The sequence below is a fragment of the Sulfuricella sp. T08 genome (assembly GCF_000971475.1).
Classification (GTDB): domain Bacteria; phylum Pseudomonadota; class Gammaproteobacteria; order Burkholderiales; family Sulfuricellaceae; genus Sulfuricella.
In genome coordinates, this window is the sequence record NZ_DF967523.1 from 121,990 (window position 1) to 138,363 (window position 16,374).

Here is a 16,374-nt window from a genome sequence, read left to right on the forward strand (position 1 = left end):
GGTGGCATCATGGAACTGAGGGAGTTAGTTTGCAACGGGTCTGGTCGTGTCCGCTGCCGGGTTTTGGGTAACCGGTGCGGAGGTTTCGCCCGTGACGGGCTCCAGGGTGGCCTTGGTGGGTTGGGGGGTGAGTGGCACAGACACTGGGGCAGGGGCTTTTTTTCCGTGCCTCAACTGGGCTTTCTTTTCTTCGGGAAGCTGCTGATACTCCTGCCATTTCTTCTGTATTTCCAGGCGCTTCTCAGGGGGGAGCTGCTTCAGTTTTTCATATTTCTTGCGTGCTTGGGCGCGTTCGTCCGGGGTGAGTGAGGTCCAGGTTTTAAGACGCTTCTGGACACGCTGCTGCTCATCAGGCTTCATTTTTGGGTAACTCTTGGCCACACCCAGCAAACGCTTGCGCTGGATTGCGGGCATGCTGTCCCATTGATCTCCTACTGGAGACAGAATCTGTTTCTGTTCAAGCGAAAGTTCGGCCCAGTTGGGTTGCCGAGGTTCTGGGGGTTGAGCCGCAAGTGCGATCCCTTGTGCCAGCAGGCAAAAAGTGAGGATTATTCCTGCGAGGAGCCTTCTAGCCATGTGTCGAATCCGTTATCAATGAAGGCGTGGAGCGGCAAATCTCCAGCCAGCAGATGCGCGTCGATTTCCGCAATGTCGCTCGGCTGTTGAGTGGTTTGCCAGTAGGTGAAGAACATCAGGCCCAGTAGCAGGGCTACCAGTGGCAGCCAGGTACGGAAAGGCGAGTGGATGCCGTGATGGTGGCCGCCATTTCCGCTATGGCCCCATGCCAGGCTAAAGCTATGCTGGGGTTTTGCATAGGCTTCCAGGGCGTGCTGGCGCGCCGCCTGAAGGCGATAATGTATGCGGCTATCCAAATTGGCTGTGCCGTAATCGAGATGTTGCGTAATTTTTTTTGCCAGATCATGTTCGTTCATGGCTCTATCCCCTTCGATTTCAAGAAGGCCGCCACTGCGTGGGTGGCCCGGGAACAATGCGTCTTGACACTGCCTTCGGAACAACCCATCGCGGCAGCGGTTTCAGAAACATCCAGTTCCTCCCAATAACGCAGCAGGAAGGCTTCCCGTTGACGTGCCGGCAAACTTTCTAATGCTTGTTCAATCAATTTAACGACTTGCGAGCGCGCCAGGGTTTCTTCCGGCCGATGGATTTTATTTGAGTCATCCTCAACCTCTAAAGTTTCCAGAGGATCGTATTCTTCTTCCTGGTGCGGAGAGAAAGACGACAGCAGGGTGGTCCATAACGAGCGTACTTTCTGGCGTCGGTAATAGTCGCGGATGGTATTTTGCAAAATGCGCTGGAATAGCATTGGGAATTCCTCGGCGGGCTTCCCAGAGTATTTTTCCGTCAGTTTCATCATGGAGTCCTGCACGATGTCCAGAGCGCCATGTTCGTCGCGAACGGCAAATAGCGCCTGTTTGTAGGCGCGTCGTTCGACTTCGGCAAGAAACTTGGATAGTTCCTGAAAGGTGGCCAGTTGTAGGTTCCCGAGTAAGGTACATTAACGTAGTATCTTATCAAATAAAGAAAAATAAAGCAGAGTCTTCTTTATGCCCAGATGTTTCATAGTGACGCACTCTCTCGCTAGTCTTTAAAAAATGTTTGATATGAAAATGTTGTTCAGTCAGGTGTATGAATAACTGCACCACTTCTTTGAAAAACCTCCATATCAAACAATATCCTGCGCGATCATCATGCGAATTTATGAAACATCCGGGCAAGTTTGGTAAAATGCCGCACTTGACCAAGTTGGCGGCAACCATTAGTGTTTCACGTTTCCCCGGAATGATTATTTAAGGCTGTTATATGGAATTGACGGGCGCAGAGATCGTTGTGCGCTGTCTGGCGGAAGAAGGGACCGAATTTGTTTTCGGTTACCCCGGCGGTGCAGTGCTGAACATTTACGACGAGGTTTTCAAGCAGAACAAGTTCAAGCATGTGCTGGTCAGGCACGAGCAGGCCGCGGTGCATGCCGCCGACGGCTATGCGCGCGCCACCGGTCGGACCGGGGTTGCACTGGTGACTTCCGGGCCGGGTGCGACCAATGCCGTTACTGGTATCGCTACCGCCTACATGGATTCGATTCCGCTGGTAGTGATTTCCGGCCAGGTTCCAACCGCCGCGATCGGCATGGATGCCTTCCAGGAAGTGGATATGGTGGGCATCACTCGCCCCTGCGTGAAACACAATTTCCTGGTGAAGGATGTCAGGGATCTTGCCGAGACCATCAAGAAGGCGTTTTATCTTGCTTCAACTGGCCGACCCGGACCGGTGGTAGTGGACATTCCCAAGGATGTGACCCAGCACAAGACTGAATTCACCTATCCAAAAAAGGTGACGATGCGCTCCTACAACCCTGTAATCAAGGGGCATCCGGGGCAGATCAAGCGCGCGGTGCAGATGATCCTCGATGCAAAGCGGCCGATGCTCTATACCGGCGGCGGCGTGGTGCTGAGCAACGCGGCGGAGGAACTGACCCAGCTTACGCGCCAGCTCGGTTTCCCGATTACCAGTACATTGATGGGGCTGGGCGGCTACCCCGCCTCAGATCCACTGTTTACCGGCATGCTCGGCATGCATGGCACCTACGAAGCCAATATGGCGATGCAGCATTGCGATGTGCTGATCGCCATCGGCGCCCGTTTCGATGATCGTGTCATCGGCAATCCGGAGCATTTTTTTCAGGATGGCCGCCGCATCATCCACATCGACATCGATCCCACGTCCATCGCGAAGCGGGTCAAGGTAGACGTGCCCATAGTCGGTAACGTCAAGGACGTGCTGGCGGAGATGAATAAACTGATTCAGGTCAGCAAGGAGAAGCCCGATCAGGCTGCGCTCAAGACCTGGTGGACGCAGATCGAACTGTGGCGCTCTCAAGACTGCATGAAATATGACCGCGACAGCAGCCTGATCAAGCCCCAGTACGTGATCGAAAAGCTGCACCAGGTTACCCGGGGTGACGCCTATGTGACCTCCGACGTCGGACAGCACCAGATGTGGGCTGCGCAGTATTACAAGTTCGACCAGCCGCGTCGCTGGATCAACTCCGGTGGCTTGGGCACCATGGGCTTCGGTTTGCCGGCAGCGATGGGCGTGCAGTTTGCCCATCCCGAGGCGATGGTGGCCTGCGTGACTGGTGAGGGCAGCATCCAGATGAATATTCAGGAGCTGTCTACCTGCAAGCAGTTCAATCTGCCGCTCAAGATCATACTGCTCAACAATCGCTACCTCGGTATGGTGAGGCAGTGGCAGGAGTTCTTTTACGGCAACCGTTATGCTGAATCCTATATGGATGCGCTACCGGATTTTGCCAAGCTGGCTGAAAGTTACGGCCATGTCGGTATGAAGATAGAGAAGCCGGAAGATGTCGAGGGCGCGCTGAAAGAAGCGTTCGACATGAAGGATCGGCTGGTGTTCATGAACTTCATTACCGACCAGAAGGAAAATGTATTCCCGATGATTCCCGCCGGCAAGGGCTTGAGTGAAATGATTCTGGTATAAAACTATGCGGCACATAATTTCATTGTTGATGGAAAACGAAGCGGGCGCTCTGTCCCGTGTTGCCGGACTGTTTTCGGCGCGCGGCTACAACATCGAGTCGCTGACGGTGGCTCCGACCGAGGATGCCACCCTGTCGCGCATGACTATCGTCACTCGTGGTTCCGATGACGTGATCGAGCAGATCACCAAGCAGCTAAACAAGCTGATCGACGTGGTCAAGGTGGTGGATTTGTCCGAAGCCGGTCACATCGAGCGCGAGTTGATGCTGGTGAAAGTGCGCGCCGAGGGTGAGTTGCGCGAGGAAATGAAACGCATGTCGGATATCTTCCGCGGTCGCATTGTGGATGTCACCGACAAGACCTACACCATCGAGCTGACCGGCGCAGGCTACAAGCTGGATGCCTTTCTCGAAGCGCTGGACAAGGATGCGATTCTGGAAACGGTGCGCTCCGGTGCGTCCGGCATCGGCAGGGGTGATAGAATGCTGAAAGTTTGAATTTTTAGTTTGAACCGCGGAGGCGCTGAGGAAAACCGTTGATTTTCCCTCGGCTCAGCGCCTCAGCGTCGCCTAGAGGTGCCTACTTTTGGCTCCGCTGTTATTTATATTTATTAAGGAAACGAAAGCATGAAAGTTTATTACGACAAGGACGCCGATCTCTCCATCATCAAGGGCAAGAAAGTGACTATCGTCGGTTACGGCTCCCAGGGCCACGCTCATGCCGCCAATTTGAAGGATTCCGGCGTCAAGGTGACGGTCGGTCTGCGCAAGGGCGGCGCATCCTGGGACAAAGCCAAGAAGTCCGGCTTCACAGTGAAGGAAGTCGCCGATGCGGTTAAGGGCGCTGACGTTGTGATGATTCTGGTGCCCGATGAGATGCAGCCTGATGTCTATCGTAACGACGTGGAGCCCAACCTGAAGAAGGGCGCTACTTTGGCTTTTGCCCACGGCTTCAACATCCATTACAACCAGATCCAGCCGCGTGCCGATCTCGATATTATCATGATCGCACCTAAGGGCCCCGGCCACACCGTGCGTTCCGAGTACCTCAAGGGCGGCGGTGTGCCTTCCCTGATCGCCATCTACCAGGACGTATCCAAGAAGGCAAAGAACATCGCCTTGTCCTACGCGGCAGCCAACGGCGGAACCAAGGGCGGCGTGATCGAGACTAATTTCCGTGAAGAAACCGAGACCGATCTGTTCGGCGAGCAGGCCGTGCTGTGCGGCGGCTGTGTCGAACTGGTCAAGGCCGGCTTCGAAACCCTGACCAATGCCGGCTATGCGCCGGAGATGGCCTATTTCGAGTGCCTGCACGAGCTCAAGCTGATCGTCGACCTGATGTATGAGGGCGGCATCGCCAACATGAATTACTCCATCTCCAACAATGCCGAGTACGGCGAATACGTCACCGGCCCGAAGGTGATCAACGATGAATCGCGCTGGGCGATGCAGGAAGCGCTGAAGAACATCCAGAATGGCGAGTATGCAAAGCGCTTCATCCTGGAAGGCAAAACCAACTATCCGGAAATGACTGCGCGTCGCCGTTTGAATGCCGAGCACCAGATCGAGGTGGTGGGTGAAAAGCTGCGCTCCATGATGCCGTGGATCGCCAAGAACAAGCTGGTCGATCAGTCCAAGAACTAGTAATGGGTAAATGGGCGATGGGTAATGGGATCCCCCATCGCCCATTACTCATTCCCCATGATTCATTACCCCTATGTGTATCGGTATCGCTCCCCCAGTGAAAAATTATCCCCACCCTATTATTGCCCGCGAGGGCTGGCCATTTCTGGCTGGCATCGTGGTGATTTCGCTGCTGGTTACATTCCTTGCCGGCTGGCTGTGGGCGCTGCCATTGTGGATCATCAGCCTGTTCGTGCTGCAGTTTTTCCGCGATCCAGGGCGCAATGTGCCGACGGCACGCAATCTGGTGATCGCCCCTGCCGACGGCCGTATCGTCGCCGTCGAACGCGTTCAGGACCCCTACCTCAAGCGTGATGCGCAGAAGGTCAGCGTGTTCATGAATGTATTCAACGTTCATTCCAACCGCAGTCCTGTGGATGGCGTGGTCGAAGAAATCTGGTACAACCCAGGAAAATTCATCAATGCCGACTTGAACAAGGCCTCCACGGAAAATGAACGCAATGCTATCTGGCTGCGTTCCGATTGCGGCTACGACATTACCTGTGTCCAGGTCGCCGGACTGATCGCGCGGCGCATCTTGTGCTATGCCAAGCCGGGTGAGTGGCTAGCCCGCGGCCAGCGTTACGGTTTCATCCGTTTCGGCTCGCGGGTGGACGTGTACTTGCCATTGACCGCTCAGGTGCGCGTCAGCATCGGTGACAAGGTCCGTGCAGGAGAAACCGTGTTGTCCGAACTGCCGATGAATGTCGGCTGATCAACTACTATTTGCGCCATGCAGCCCTCTCCTCACTCATCTCCCGCTTGCGGGAGATGAGGTAAACGTGAAAGGCGCTTGTTATGAACGAAGACTATAACCTCGACGAACACAAACCCCCGCTGGATGGCCGTTTGCGCCGGCGCGGCATCTACCTTTTGCCCAACATGTTCACCACAGCGGCGCTGTTTTCCGGTTTCTACGCCATCGTCCAGGCCATGAACGGGAATTTCGAGCAGTCTGCGGTGGCGATTTTTATTGCCATGGTGATGGATGGCCTGGACGGCCGGGTTGCGCGCCTTACCCATACTGAGAGCGCGTTCGGGGCGGAATACGATTCGCTTTCCGATATGGTGTCGTTCGGCGTGGCACCCGCCTTGATCGTGTACGTCTGGGCGCTGAAGGACATGGGTAAGTTGGGCTGGATCGCTGCTTTTGTCTATTGCGCCGGCGCGGCGCTACGGCTGGCACGCTTCAACACCCAGCATGAAGTTGCCGACAAGGGTTTTTTCCAGGGTTTGCCCAGCCCCGCTGCTGCGGCTTTGCTGGCCGGGTTGGTGTGGGTGATGAACGTGAACCATATCAGTGGAACCGATATCCGCTGGCTGGTGTGGGGAGTGACCTTGTTTGCCGGATTGACCATGGTCAGTAACCTGCGTTATTACAGCGGCAAGGACATCAATCTGCGCAAGAGCATACCCTTCGTCGGCATCTTGTTGATCGTGCTGACTTTCATTCTGATTTCTTCCGACCCGCCGCATATCCTGTTTGGTGTTTTTGTGCTGTATGCATTGTCTGCCTACGCAGACTGGTTGTGGAGCGTGATGCGGAGAAGGCGGAAAGGCTAGCTGGCAAACCGCTTGCGCTCACAAATGAAAGCGTTTATATTTCAAATCATGAACTCCGCTATCCCAGTCTCCTTCGTTTCATTTCGGGCCCACATCCTGCTGGTCGGCCTGCTGCTGCGCCGCAGGCGCTAAATTCCTCCCCCCACCTTATTGTTTTGAATTGCGGAAATCGGCGCTGAACCGATTTTCGTGTTATGAATTACGACTTCTGCAACGGAGCCCGTCATGAAAAATAAATTAATCATATTCGACACCACCTTGCGCGATGGCGAGCAAAGCCCCGGCGCTTCCATGACTAAAGAGGAGAAGGTGCGCATCGCGCGGCAGCTTGAACGGATGCGTGTGGATGTCATCGAGGCCGGTTTCCCGGCCGCCAGCAACGGCGATTTCGAGTCGGTCAAGGCGGTTGCCAGCAGCGTCAAGGACAGTACGGTGTGCGGACTGGCGCGCGCCCTCGAGCGTGACATCGAGCGTGCCGGCGAGGCGATCAAGCCAGCCGTTTCAGGCCGTATCCACACTTTCATTGCCACCAGCCCGATCCATATGGAGAAGAAGCTGCGCATGAGCCCGGATCAAGTGGTCGAGCAGGCGGTGAAGGCGGTGAAATGGGCGCGCAAGTGGACCGACAATGTCGAGTTCTCGCCCGAGGACGCCGGCCGTTCCGAGACTGATTTCCTGTGCCGCATCCTGGAAGCGGTGATCGAGGCCGGTGCCACGACCCTGAACATTCCCGACACTGTGGGTTACAACCTGCCGCAGCAGTTCGGCAGCCTGATCGCCACCTTGCGCGAGCGCATTCCCAATTCCGACAAGGCGATCTTCTCGGTGCATTGCCATAACGATCTCGGTCTGGCTGTGGCGAACTCCCTCTCCGCGGTACTGGCCGGGGCGCGTCAGGTGGAATGCACCATCAACGGCCTGGGCGAGCGGGCAGGTAACGCTGCGCTGGAAGAAATAGTCATGGCGGTACGTACGCGCCAGGATGTCTTTTCCTGCGATACCGGCATCGACACCACCCAGATCGTGCCAGCCAGCCGCCTGGTGGCGGGCATTACCGGCTTCGCGGTGCAGCCCAATAAGGCTATCGTCGGCGCCAATGCTTTCGCCCACGAGTCCGGCATCCATCAGGACGGCGTCCTCAAGCACCGCGAAACCTACGAGATCATGCGCGCCGAGGATGTTGGCTGGAGTGCGAACAAGATGGTGATGGGCAAGCATTCCGGCCGCAACGCCTTCCGCAGCCGCCTGGTTGAACTGGGCATCGAGCTGGATTCGGAAGAAGCGCTTAACGCCGCCTTCGCCCGCTTCAAGGATCTCGCTGACAAGAAGCATGAAATCTTCGACGAGGATATCCATGCGCTGGTCAGCGACGAGGAACAGGCGATGGTGAAGGAACAGTTCAAACTGGTGTCCCTGCGCGTCTGCTCGGAAACCGGCGAAACGCCCCATGCCCAAGTCACCATCAGCGATGGCGGCAAGGAAAAAGCCGCAGAAGCCGATGGTGGCGGGCCGGTGGACGCCTCTTTCAAGGCGATCGAGGTTATCGTCAAGAGCGGCACGGAACTACTGCTGTATTCGGTCAACAACATCACCAGCGGTACGGATGCGCAGGGCGAAGTCACAGTGCGCTTGTCGAAGGGCGGACGCATCGTCAATGGCCAGGGGGCGGATACCGACATCGTGATCGCTTCGGCCAAGGCTTACCTCAACGCACTGAACAAACTGGCGGGAAAGCTGGAGCGGATGAATCCGCAGGTCTAGGCCCCGCATTATCAAGCGTACCGGGCCGCCTCGAGTGGCCCGTTTTTTTCGGAGAGAGCGTGTATGGACTTTATCCTTGCGCCCGCATCGGCGCATGATGCGGAAACCGTGGCGGAACTCACCAAGGAACTGCTGGAAGAAATCATGGCCATGACCGGTGCGCGGCACTTCTCGGCAGATACAAGTGCACTTGCCGCCTTGTGCCGGGAGTTTCTGGCTGGGGGAGAATACGCCGCCTATCTTGCTTTCCATGCGGGAAAAGCAGTGGGTTTAATCACTCTGAGCGAGACGCGCGCACTTTACGCCGGTGGCTGTTTCGGCATCATTCCTGAATGCTATGTTCATCCCGTTTTTCGTGGCAAAGGTCTGGGGGCAAAACTTCTTGCAGAGGCGCGGGAGCATGCCCAGTCCAGGGGGTGGAAGCGACTTGAGGTTACCACGCCGCCATTGCCTGTATTCGATCGAACATTGCATTTTTACCAAACCAACGGTTTCGAGGTGGCGGGCGGCCGCAAACTGAAGTCGGCTATCGGCTGATGGAAACCCCGCTCTCCGGCTAGCCCGGGCTGCGCTTTCCTGTCCGGTTGGCGTAGAAAACGGTGCTGAAAAAGAACACGACAGCCAGTGCAATTTCCACTCCCGCCAGGGTTCCCGACATTCCTTTGTCGCTCATGGCGCGCACCACGCCTTCGGTGAGGTAAAGCAGGATCAGCATCGAGGCCCACTGGTAGGTGTAGCGTTTGCCGCGCAGGATGCCGGGCAGTGGCAGCAGCAGCGGCAGCACCTTGAAGACCAGGCTGGAGCCACCGGGGCGCAGCGGTGCGAGCCACAATTCCCAGACGAGGCACAGAACGATCAGCGCGATCAGGCTGGCGATGCTGGCATAGTGGAGGGCTGCGGTTCTGTTCATGTGCTGCTTTCTCGTATCATACGCAGGAGCGCCGCTTCTGCCTGTTCGGCATTGAGGACGGTATCCGGGAAGTCGAAGCGCAGCAGCTGGCCGTCATCGAGAATGTCGAAGCCATCACAGTCGATTCCCACCAGGCTTGCATCGCTGACACTGGTGCCGTAGTAGGTGCGGCAGAAGAACTGCAGGTCGCCGGCCTGGTTGAGATTGAAGCGGGCCAGAAGCTCTTCTTCCTGTTGCGCCATTGAGTTTGGCGGCGGCAGGATCTCGGTCGGGGAAATCCACCGCGCCACGCCGAAGCCGCCGATGTAGCGCAGAGTGACGGGCTCGATGCGGTAGAAACCGAAATCCAGTGCGAAATATTGCTCAGCGCTGGGGAAGTAGCGCAGATAGCGCGCTTTGAGCTGTTCTGTTGTTTCCACGCGCACCGCTTGGCCGACCAGCGTGAGCCGCTCTCCGGCCTGGATGTCGGCGGATTGCTCATGCACCAGGAAGCTGGAGCGCGCATCCTGCTCAATGTTGCGGGTGTGTTCCGCCAGTTGGCTGATCAGGAACAACGGCCTGGCTTCATGATCGGTCAGATAGGAAACCGCCGAGCCGAAAGGGTAGCCGCCGAGTTTGTGGGAAAGTGTGGAAAGCAAGCCGATACGCTCTGCGCGCAGCAACCTGCGCGCCTGTTTCCAGAGGTTTTCCGGGGTGGTCATAACAAGCCGTCAGGGTGGCAAAGACCCGGTATTTGATTCATAGTGGAAGTCTCCATTTGTAATATGATAACGCAATTCATGCCTCAGAAATTTTCTCGTGTCATCCCGTTTCTGCGCCTGGTGCGGCGCCGTTTCAAGGAAGATCGTTGTGTCCAGTTCGCCGCAAGCCTGACCTACACCACGCTGCTGGCCCTGGTACCGATTGTCACTATCGCCTTGACGGTATTGTCTGCTTTCCCAGTATTTACTGACCTGATGACACAGCTCAAGGTGTTCATCCTGGGCAATTTCGTGCCTATCTCGGCGGGCAAGATCATTTCGGTGTACATGCAGCAATTCTCCCAGAAGGCGGCGCACCTGACCGCGCTGGGCATCGGGTTGCTTACAGTGACCGCGTTCATGCTGATGCTGACCATCGATCACGCCTTCGATGTGATTTGGCGCGTGCGCCGCAAGCGTCCGCTGCTACGTCGCTTTCTGATCTACTGGGCGGCGCTGACGCTCGGACCACTGCTGATCGGGGTCAGTCTGTCCCTGACTTCCTATTTGGTCAGCCTTCCTCTCGGTCTGGCGAAAGACGTTCCAGTAGTCGGCATGGTGACTCTGAAGATTGTTTCGATAGGGCTGACCATCTTCGCCTTCGCGCTGCTCTACAGGATTGTTCCCAGCCGCCCTGTTTTACCGTTTCATGCCCTGATCGGCGGGGTGGTGGCAGGGATAGCTTTCGAGCTGATGAAGAAGGTGTTTGCACTTTATGTCACCCATTTTCCCACCTATACCTTGGTGTATGGTGCGTTCGCCAGTGTTCCGCTTTTCCTGATCTGGATTTATCTGTCCTGGCTAGTGGTTCTGTCCGGGGCGGTGATCGCCGCTACGCTTCCTTATTGGAACACGTCTATCCGGCAGGGCGGAGAGGCTGCCGGACGGAAGTTTTTCGCCGCGCTGGCTGTTCTCAAGACGATTTATCAGGCGCATCAGGCTGGTGAAACGTTCAGCCTGCAGCGCCTTCTGGATGAATCGGATTTGGGGCTGGAAGAGATCGAGGATATTCTTGACCGGCTGAGCGAGGTGAACTGGGTGGGCAGCGTGGAGGGCGGCGACTGGACTCTGACCCGAAGTGCGGAGACGATCCGGCTCGCCGATGTTTACCGCGTTTTCGTGTTCGATCCGGGTCAGGACTATTCGGCTCCGGGCATTGCAGATGCACGCACAGGTGTGCTGTTGACTGGCCTGACGACCAGACTGGACGAGGCATTGAGGCTGTCCTTGAAAGAATTGTTTAGCCCCGGCTGAACTCGAACCTTTCGTAGCCCGCAGTTTGTTCCACCAGTTTTACGGCGCGGATGGCCTGGGTCGTATTGCCATCGAGCTCGAGCAGCAGCTCGCGTTGCAGGCTGAAGGTTCCGCGTGGTGCGATCAGGGTTTCCGGCTGCCTGAGCAGGAGGATTTCCGGCAGCAGCAGGGCAGTCTGGAAAGTTTCCGTCTGGCCGGCAATGGAAGGTTTGATTCTGACTGGCTCGGCCCTGGGTGCGACAAGCTGCGCGCCAATTTCAAGATGGTCGGCCTTGTCGCTTTTTACCCAGCGCACGGCTCCGACATTCCATTTGTTCGCTTCATCCGCTTTTAACCCGATCACATCGCCTGGACGAATCTGGGGCAGGGCCTCGAAAGTGCCGCTCAATGCAAGGCCGCCAGCACCTTCATTGATCACCAGCCACTTGCTTGAGATGAAGCGCTGATCCTTGGCTGGCTGGACAAACGAAAGATCGGTGCTTGTGCCGGACGCGCGCCCGCCAAGGAAATGATGGAGGGACGGCAAACCGATACAGACCTGGGTGCTGGAAATGTTCTGTGTCCGGTTGAACACTCGTTTCGGCGCCGCTGACCAGTTCTTGAGCAAACGTTTTAGCAGGTCCCGATAGTTGGTTTCCATGGTGACAAAGGGTAGTTGCATGTTTTTCGGCAATTCCCCTGCGTTCAGTCTTGCTATGTGGTGATGTAGCGCATGCGCCAATTCCAGCGTGTTGAGCAGAATGTCGTTGCGGTTGTCCACTTCATCCAGATCCTGCGGCAGGGGCTTGGGGGGCTTGTCGCTATGGGTCTGTGCCAGAAACAGACCGACCGGATTACTGGTTGGTGCGAATGCCTGAAGTTGTGCGAGACTACCGAACGTCGTCAGATAGTTCTGGATGCATGCTACTTCGCCGGGACTCAGGTGGTAAGGATTCGATAGTGCGAGCAACAGGGTTTGCTTGTAAACCAGATTGACGCTGCTTTCGCTTTCCTCGTCGGTAATGCTTTCGTTGGCGATATCCTGCTCGATGGCGAAGCGGAAAATCTGGTGGATCTCGAACCAGATATCCGGGGGGGCGGGGGCATAGGTCTGGTAGCAGATCATCAGTATCCGGCTCAAGGCGGACATGGCGCGCTGCGCCGCAGTCACCGCAACTTTTCCCTTGCCCAGGGTGATGCGCGCGTTCTGGTAATCGAGCAGGATGATCTTGTAGCCGTTAGCGAGTTCCATCAGGAGTTGGCGCGCCTGTTCGGCCATTTGCCGGTTTTTTCCCGGCTGTGGCAAACGGGTGGCAACATACTGCTCTTCCATGGCGGGCAGTAGTTTAAGGATGGTGCTGCGATATAATTCGAGCAACTTCAGGCGCGTTTCCATGGCGACTTTTTGTCGATTCATTGCGCCTATTTCGTCATCCAGGGTGCGGCAAACATCGGAAAGGTTGGTGAGGGGCAGGTCGTCCAGCCACTCTTTAAGATGTTTCGGGCGTGTTTCTACGGTCAGATCTTCGACCGGATCGGTTGCGGGTACGGTCAGCGTTAGCGACATGGTGGGTATCCCCTAGCAAGAAGGTGTTTTATCCGGTAAATTCTAGAAACAATTGGGTATTTTGTAAAATAAATCCATTATTCGGGGATCATACAGCATAGATACTGCTGACGTAGCGAGGGTTGGAAACCTGTGATGATGGTAAAGGCTGTTTGAGTGCGCCCGGTGGTGCAGAGAAGGGTACAAAGTCTTATGGAAAGGGATGCAGTGATGAAGCGAGTGTTTTTTGGATTTTTCCTGGTGATTTTCAGTTCTGCTGTGGCAGCGGCTGATTTTTCATTCAGGGATATCGTCGGCAAGCAGCATAATTTGGCCGACTACCGCGGCAAGTGGGTGCTGGTCAATTTCTGGGCAACCTGGTGCCCACCCTGTTTGAAAGAGATTCCAGACCTGATGGCTTTGCACAACGAGCACAAGGACAAGGACTTGGTGGTGATCGGTATCGCCACGGATTATAACAGTCCGAAGCTGGTTATCGATTTCGCCAAAGAACACCGGATTTCCTATCCGATCGTGCTGGGTAACGATGCCATCGTGGCGCAGATCGGTCGGCTGGAAGGGCTGCCGATGACCTACATGTTTAATCCGCAGGGCAAGATGGTGGCGTACAACGTGGGTGCGCTGACGCAAAAGGCGGTTGAAACCTATATTCGGGCAAAGAAGTAAGCTAGCCGCCCTCTCCTCAATCCTCTCCCGCGAGTGGGAGAGGAGGCAAACGAGAAGGGCGCTTGTTATGATTTGGAGGCGCACATGTTGAAACGGTTTCTCGTTGTATTGCTGCTGTTTTTTGCCGGATCTGGAATGGCTGAAACTCGTGACGTTCAGGGTTTCTTTGACCAGAACCTGGGGGACTTCAAGACCGAACTTGCGACCGCACGCAAAGAGGGAAAAATTGGCATCCTGCTGATGTATGAACTGGAGGACTGCCCCTTCTGCCACCGCATGAAGGAAACCATCCTCAACCAGTCCGAAGTGCAGGATTATTACCGCAAGCGTTTTCTCATCTTCAGTGTCGACATCAACGGCGACAATCCCCTGGTGGACTTTTCCGGCAAGGAAACCAGCGAGAAGAAGTTTGCCGCCGAGCAGCGTGTGCGTGCCACCCCGGTATTCGGCTTTTACGATCTTGATGGCAAACCGATGACCCGCTACACGGGTGCGTCCAAGGACGCGAAGGAGTTCATGCTGCTGGGGCACTACGTGGCAGAGGGTATCTGGAAAACCATGCCGTTTGCCAAGTACAAGCAGCAAGCCGCGAAATGATTTTTTCCCGCATCGGGATTGCGCTGGTCTTGATGGTCTGGCTGATGCCGCATGGCTGGTCCGCACCTGCCGGCAAGCGGCTCACGCTCAGCGAGGCGTTGGCGGCGGCCGATGACACCCACCCCGACCTGCAACTGGCCGAGGCCGACCGGACTGCCGCTCTGGCCGAACAGGAGGCGGCAGCCTCGCGCAGCGATCTTTCCATCAGCGTCGAGGCCGGTTTGCGTCAGGCACGTCCTTCTTCTGGTCCAGACGCCAGCCTTTCCGACAATTCCATTCGGCTGAGCGCACGCAAGAGCCTGTACGATTTTGGCCGTACCGCCTTGTACGAACAGGCTGCCAGGTCGACGGTGGATGCGCGTGAAGCCGGCTTGCTGGAGGCGCGAGAGCGGCGCCGCATCGATGTGATGACCCGGTTTTTCAGCGTTCTGGCGGCGGACATGCAGTTTGTTGCCGATAATGAAACCATGGCAGTGGCCTATGTCAATGCCGATAATGCCAGGGATCGCCTCAAGGTCGGCCAGATATCCGCCACGGAACTGGCGGAACTGGAGTCCCGCTACCAGGACATTCTGGTCAGGCGCAACGCCAGCCAGGCTCGCGCCCGCTTCGCCAGGGCGCAGCTGGCAAATGCCATGAACCAGCCCGGACAGCTTGCCGCCGAGCTGGAAGACCCGAAACTCACCGCCAATGACTCCACCCTGCCGGATTACGAGATCCTGCTGCCTATCATGCAGGAAAATAACCCCCGGTTACGCACCCAATCAGCTCTGCTCGAAGCCTCGCGTCAGCGCATGGAAGCCTTGCGCGCTGAAAATTCCCCAATGCTGGATGCCGAGGTCGAAGCTGCGGGCTACAGCCGGGAAACGACCACCCGCGACAACCTGCGCGCCGGCGTTGTGCTCACCTGGCCGGTGTACCAGGGCCGGCGTGTGTCGGCGCAATTGGCGCGGGAGCAAGCCCAGTTTCACAAACTCCAGGCCGAGGCCGACAAGCTCAGGATGGATCTGGCCGAGGCACTTCTGGAAGTGTGGGTTGAGGTCGACCAGTTGCAGCGCAGTGTGCGCGCGGCAGCCCGGAAGCAGGTCGAATATCGCGATCTGGCGCTGGAGAAGGCGCGTGGGCAATATGAAGTGGAGCTGAAAGCCAACCTGGGGGATGCCATGGCAGCGACGATGGAGGCGAAGCTGCGCGAGCGTCGTACAGAGTACCAGCTGGCGCTGGCATTCGCGCGGATCAAGGCGCTGCTGGGCAAGCCGCTGGAAAGTATGGTTAAAGAAGAAGGGCAAACGAAATGACGAAATGGACTTTGGCGGGCATGCTGTTGGCGGCAGCTACCACCGCCTGGGCGGAAAGTTTTCCTGCGACCTTGCAGTGGTCGCAACGCGTGGAGCTGTCTCCGCGAGTATCTGGCATTGTGCGCGAGGTTGGGGTGAATGCCGGCGATCGGGTGCAAAAAGGGCGCTCGCTCCTGACCCTGGACGCTGCACCTTATCAGGCGCGGGTGGCTGAGAGTCGAGCCGCAGTCGCCCGCTTTACTGAGGAAACGGCAGAGGCCCGGCGCGATCTGGCCCGTACTCAGGAGCTTTACGACCGGACCGTGATTTCCACCTCCGAGCTGGATCAGGCCAAGTTGCGTCAAGCCCGCGCCAAGACCCAACTGGATGGCGCCCAGGCAAGGTTAGCTCGGGAACGCCAGGATCTGACGGATAGCGCGTTGCGCGCCCCCTTCGACGCGGTCGTGGTGGCGCGCCTGGCCGAGCCGGGGCAGAATGTTGCGGTCGGGCTTCAGCCCCAGCCATTGCTGGTGCTGGCGAAGGCGGGAGAGATGGCGGCGCGCTTCAAGGTGTCCGCCGACCGCATCGGCAGCCTCAAGGCCGGACAGGCAGTGAGCGTGTTGGTGGGCCAGCAGGAATTCCCTGCCATCCTTAAGTACCCGGGCCTGGAGCCGGTTGCGGACAAGAGCGGTTCGGTCTACGAGGTGGAGGCCGTGTTTGCGGCGAAGGAGCTGATGCGCGCCGGAATGGCGGCGACAGTCAGGCTGCCTTAGGGAAGCCCTGAACAAGTCATCATTCAGGACCTCGAATTAAACATATTGCGGCATCAGGCTTTTTTCCACCGGAATTAGCCTGAAACA

18 protein-coding genes are annotated in these 16,374 nt (G+C 56.9%); 12 read left to right on the forward strand and 6 right to left on the reverse strand.

The window, feature by feature from the left end; translation table 11 throughout:
- Positions 1–24: 24 nt before the first annotated feature.
- The 3 genes from SCT_RS02295 to SCT_RS02305 are packed head-to-tail and all read right to left on the reverse strand — an operon-like array spanning position 25 to position 1,492.
- Positions 25–576: a DUF3106 domain-containing protein gene (locus SCT_RS02295; protein ID WP_082098146.1), complete on the reverse strand. Its 552-nt coding sequence runs from the start codon at positions 574–576 to the stop codon at positions 25–27.
- Positions 549–932: a DUF3619 family protein gene (locus SCT_RS02300; RefSeq protein ID WP_059418546.1), complete on the reverse strand. Its 384-nt coding sequence runs from the start codon at positions 930–932 to the stop codon at positions 549–551. The genes SCT_RS02295 and SCT_RS02300 overlap by 28 nt, the downstream gene beginning before the upstream one ends.
- Positions 929–1,492, reverse strand: coding sequence for an RNA polymerase sigma factor (locus SCT_RS02305; protein ID WP_059418548.1), 564 nt, complete (start codon positions 1,490–1,492; stop codon positions 929–931). The genes SCT_RS02300 and SCT_RS02305 overlap by 4 nt, the downstream gene beginning before the upstream one ends.
- A 329-nt stretch (positions 1,493–1,821) precedes the next feature.
- Here SCT_RS02305 and SCT_RS02310 point away from each other — a divergent pair, with 329 nt between their 5' ends.
- From SCT_RS02310 to SCT_RS02340, 7 genes are all read left to right on the forward strand, one after another.
- On the forward strand, positions 1,822–3,519 hold the full coding sequence (locus SCT_RS02310) for an acetolactate synthase 3 catalytic subunit (RefSeq protein WP_059418550.1): 1,698 nt from the start codon (positions 1,822–1,824) through the stop codon (positions 3,517–3,519).
- A gap of 4 nt (positions 3,520–3,523) precedes the next feature.
- Positions 3,524–4,015: an acetolactate synthase small subunit gene (gene ilvN / locus SCT_RS02315; RefSeq protein WP_059418553.1), complete on the forward strand. Its 492-nt coding sequence runs from the start codon at positions 3,524–3,526 to the stop codon at positions 4,013–4,015.
- A 129-nt stretch (positions 4,016–4,144) separates the two neighbouring features.
- On the forward strand, positions 4,145–5,161 hold the full coding sequence (ilvC, locus tag SCT_RS02320; RefSeq protein WP_059418556.1) for a ketol-acid reductoisomerase: 1,017 nt from the start codon (positions 4,145–4,147) through the stop codon (positions 5,159–5,161).
- 97 nt (positions 5,162–5,258) lie between these two features.
- A complete protein-coding gene (locus tag SCT_RS02325) occupies positions 5,259–5,915 on the forward strand; it encodes a phosphatidylserine decarboxylase (protein WP_059418597.1) in 657 nt (218 codons plus the stop codon).
- A gap of 83 nt (positions 5,916–5,998) precedes the next feature.
- Positions 5,999–6,763 (forward strand): CDP-diacylglycerol--serine O-phosphatidyltransferase, encoded by a 765-nt coding sequence (pssA, locus tag SCT_RS02330; protein ID WP_059418557.1) that lies wholly within the window; start codon positions 5,999–6,001, stop codon positions 6,761–6,763.
- A 225-nt stretch (positions 6,764–6,988) separates the two neighbouring features.
- Positions 6,989–8,524, forward strand: a complete 1,536-nt coding sequence (locus SCT_RS02335; protein WP_059418562.1) for a 2-isopropylmalate synthase — start codon at positions 6,989–6,991, stop codon at positions 8,522–8,524.
- A 63-nt stretch (positions 8,525–8,587) separates the two neighbouring features.
- Positions 8,588–9,061, forward strand: coding sequence for a GNAT family N-acetyltransferase (locus tag SCT_RS02340; RefSeq protein WP_059418564.1), 474 nt, complete (start codon positions 8,588–8,590; stop codon positions 9,059–9,061).
- 19 nt (positions 9,062–9,080) lie between these two features.
- Here the strand turns inward: SCT_RS02340 and SCT_RS02345 are convergent, their stop codons facing one another.
- A complete protein-coding gene (locus SCT_RS02345) occupies positions 9,081–9,434 on the reverse strand; it encodes a DUF2069 domain-containing protein (protein ID WP_059418565.1) in 354 nt (117 codons plus the stop codon).
- Positions 9,431–10,135 carry a HugZ family protein gene (locus SCT_RS02350; protein ID WP_059418567.1) on the reverse strand — a complete coding sequence of 235 codons (705 nt, stop codon included), beginning with the start codon at positions 10,133–10,135 and terminating at the stop codon, positions 9,431–9,433. Before SCT_RS02350 ends, SCT_RS02345 begins: the two co-directional genes overlap by 4 nt.
- A 78-nt stretch (positions 10,136–10,213) precedes the next feature.
- Between SCT_RS02350 and SCT_RS02355 the strand changes: the two genes are divergently transcribed.
- Complete coding sequence (locus SCT_RS02355) at positions 10,214–11,428, forward strand: YihY family inner membrane protein (RefSeq protein ID WP_159107870.1); 1,215 nt, start codon at positions 10,214–10,216, stop codon at positions 11,426–11,428.
- On the opposite strand, the gene SCT_RS02360 is transcribed toward SCT_RS02355, so the two are convergent.
- Positions 11,415–12,974 carry a hypothetical protein gene (locus tag SCT_RS02360; protein ID WP_059418571.1) on the reverse strand — a complete coding sequence of 520 codons (1,560 nt, stop codon included), beginning with the start codon at positions 12,972–12,974 and terminating at the stop codon, positions 11,415–11,417. The two genes, SCT_RS02355 and SCT_RS02360, sit on opposite strands and share 14 nt — an antisense overlap.
- Positions 12,975–13,184: 210 nt before the next feature.
- On the opposite strand from SCT_RS02360, the gene SCT_RS02365 reads away from it, so the two are divergent.
- From SCT_RS02365 to SCT_RS02380, 4 genes are all read left to right on the forward strand, one after another.
- A complete protein-coding gene (locus tag SCT_RS02365) occupies positions 13,185–13,640 on the forward strand; it encodes a TlpA disulfide reductase family protein (protein ID WP_059418599.1) in 456 nt (151 codons plus the stop codon).
- A gap of 84 nt (positions 13,641–13,724) precedes the next feature.
- On the forward strand, positions 13,725–14,237 hold the full coding sequence (locus tag SCT_RS02370) for a thioredoxin family protein (protein WP_059418573.1): 513 nt from the start codon (positions 13,725–13,727) through the stop codon (positions 14,235–14,237).
- Positions 14,234–15,535: a TolC family protein gene (locus SCT_RS02375; RefSeq protein ID WP_059418574.1), complete on the forward strand. Its 1,302-nt coding sequence runs from the start codon at positions 14,234–14,236 to the stop codon at positions 15,533–15,535. The genes SCT_RS02370 and SCT_RS02375 overlap by 4 nt, the downstream gene beginning before the upstream one ends.
- The gene (locus SCT_RS02380) at positions 15,532–16,287 is read left to right on the forward strand and encodes an efflux RND transporter periplasmic adaptor subunit (protein WP_059418576.1); all 756 of its coding nucleotides are present in this window, start codon (positions 15,532–15,534) and stop codon (positions 16,285–16,287) included. Before SCT_RS02375 ends, SCT_RS02380 begins: the two co-directional genes overlap by 4 nt.
- Positions 16,288–16,374 lie beyond the last annotated feature (87 nt).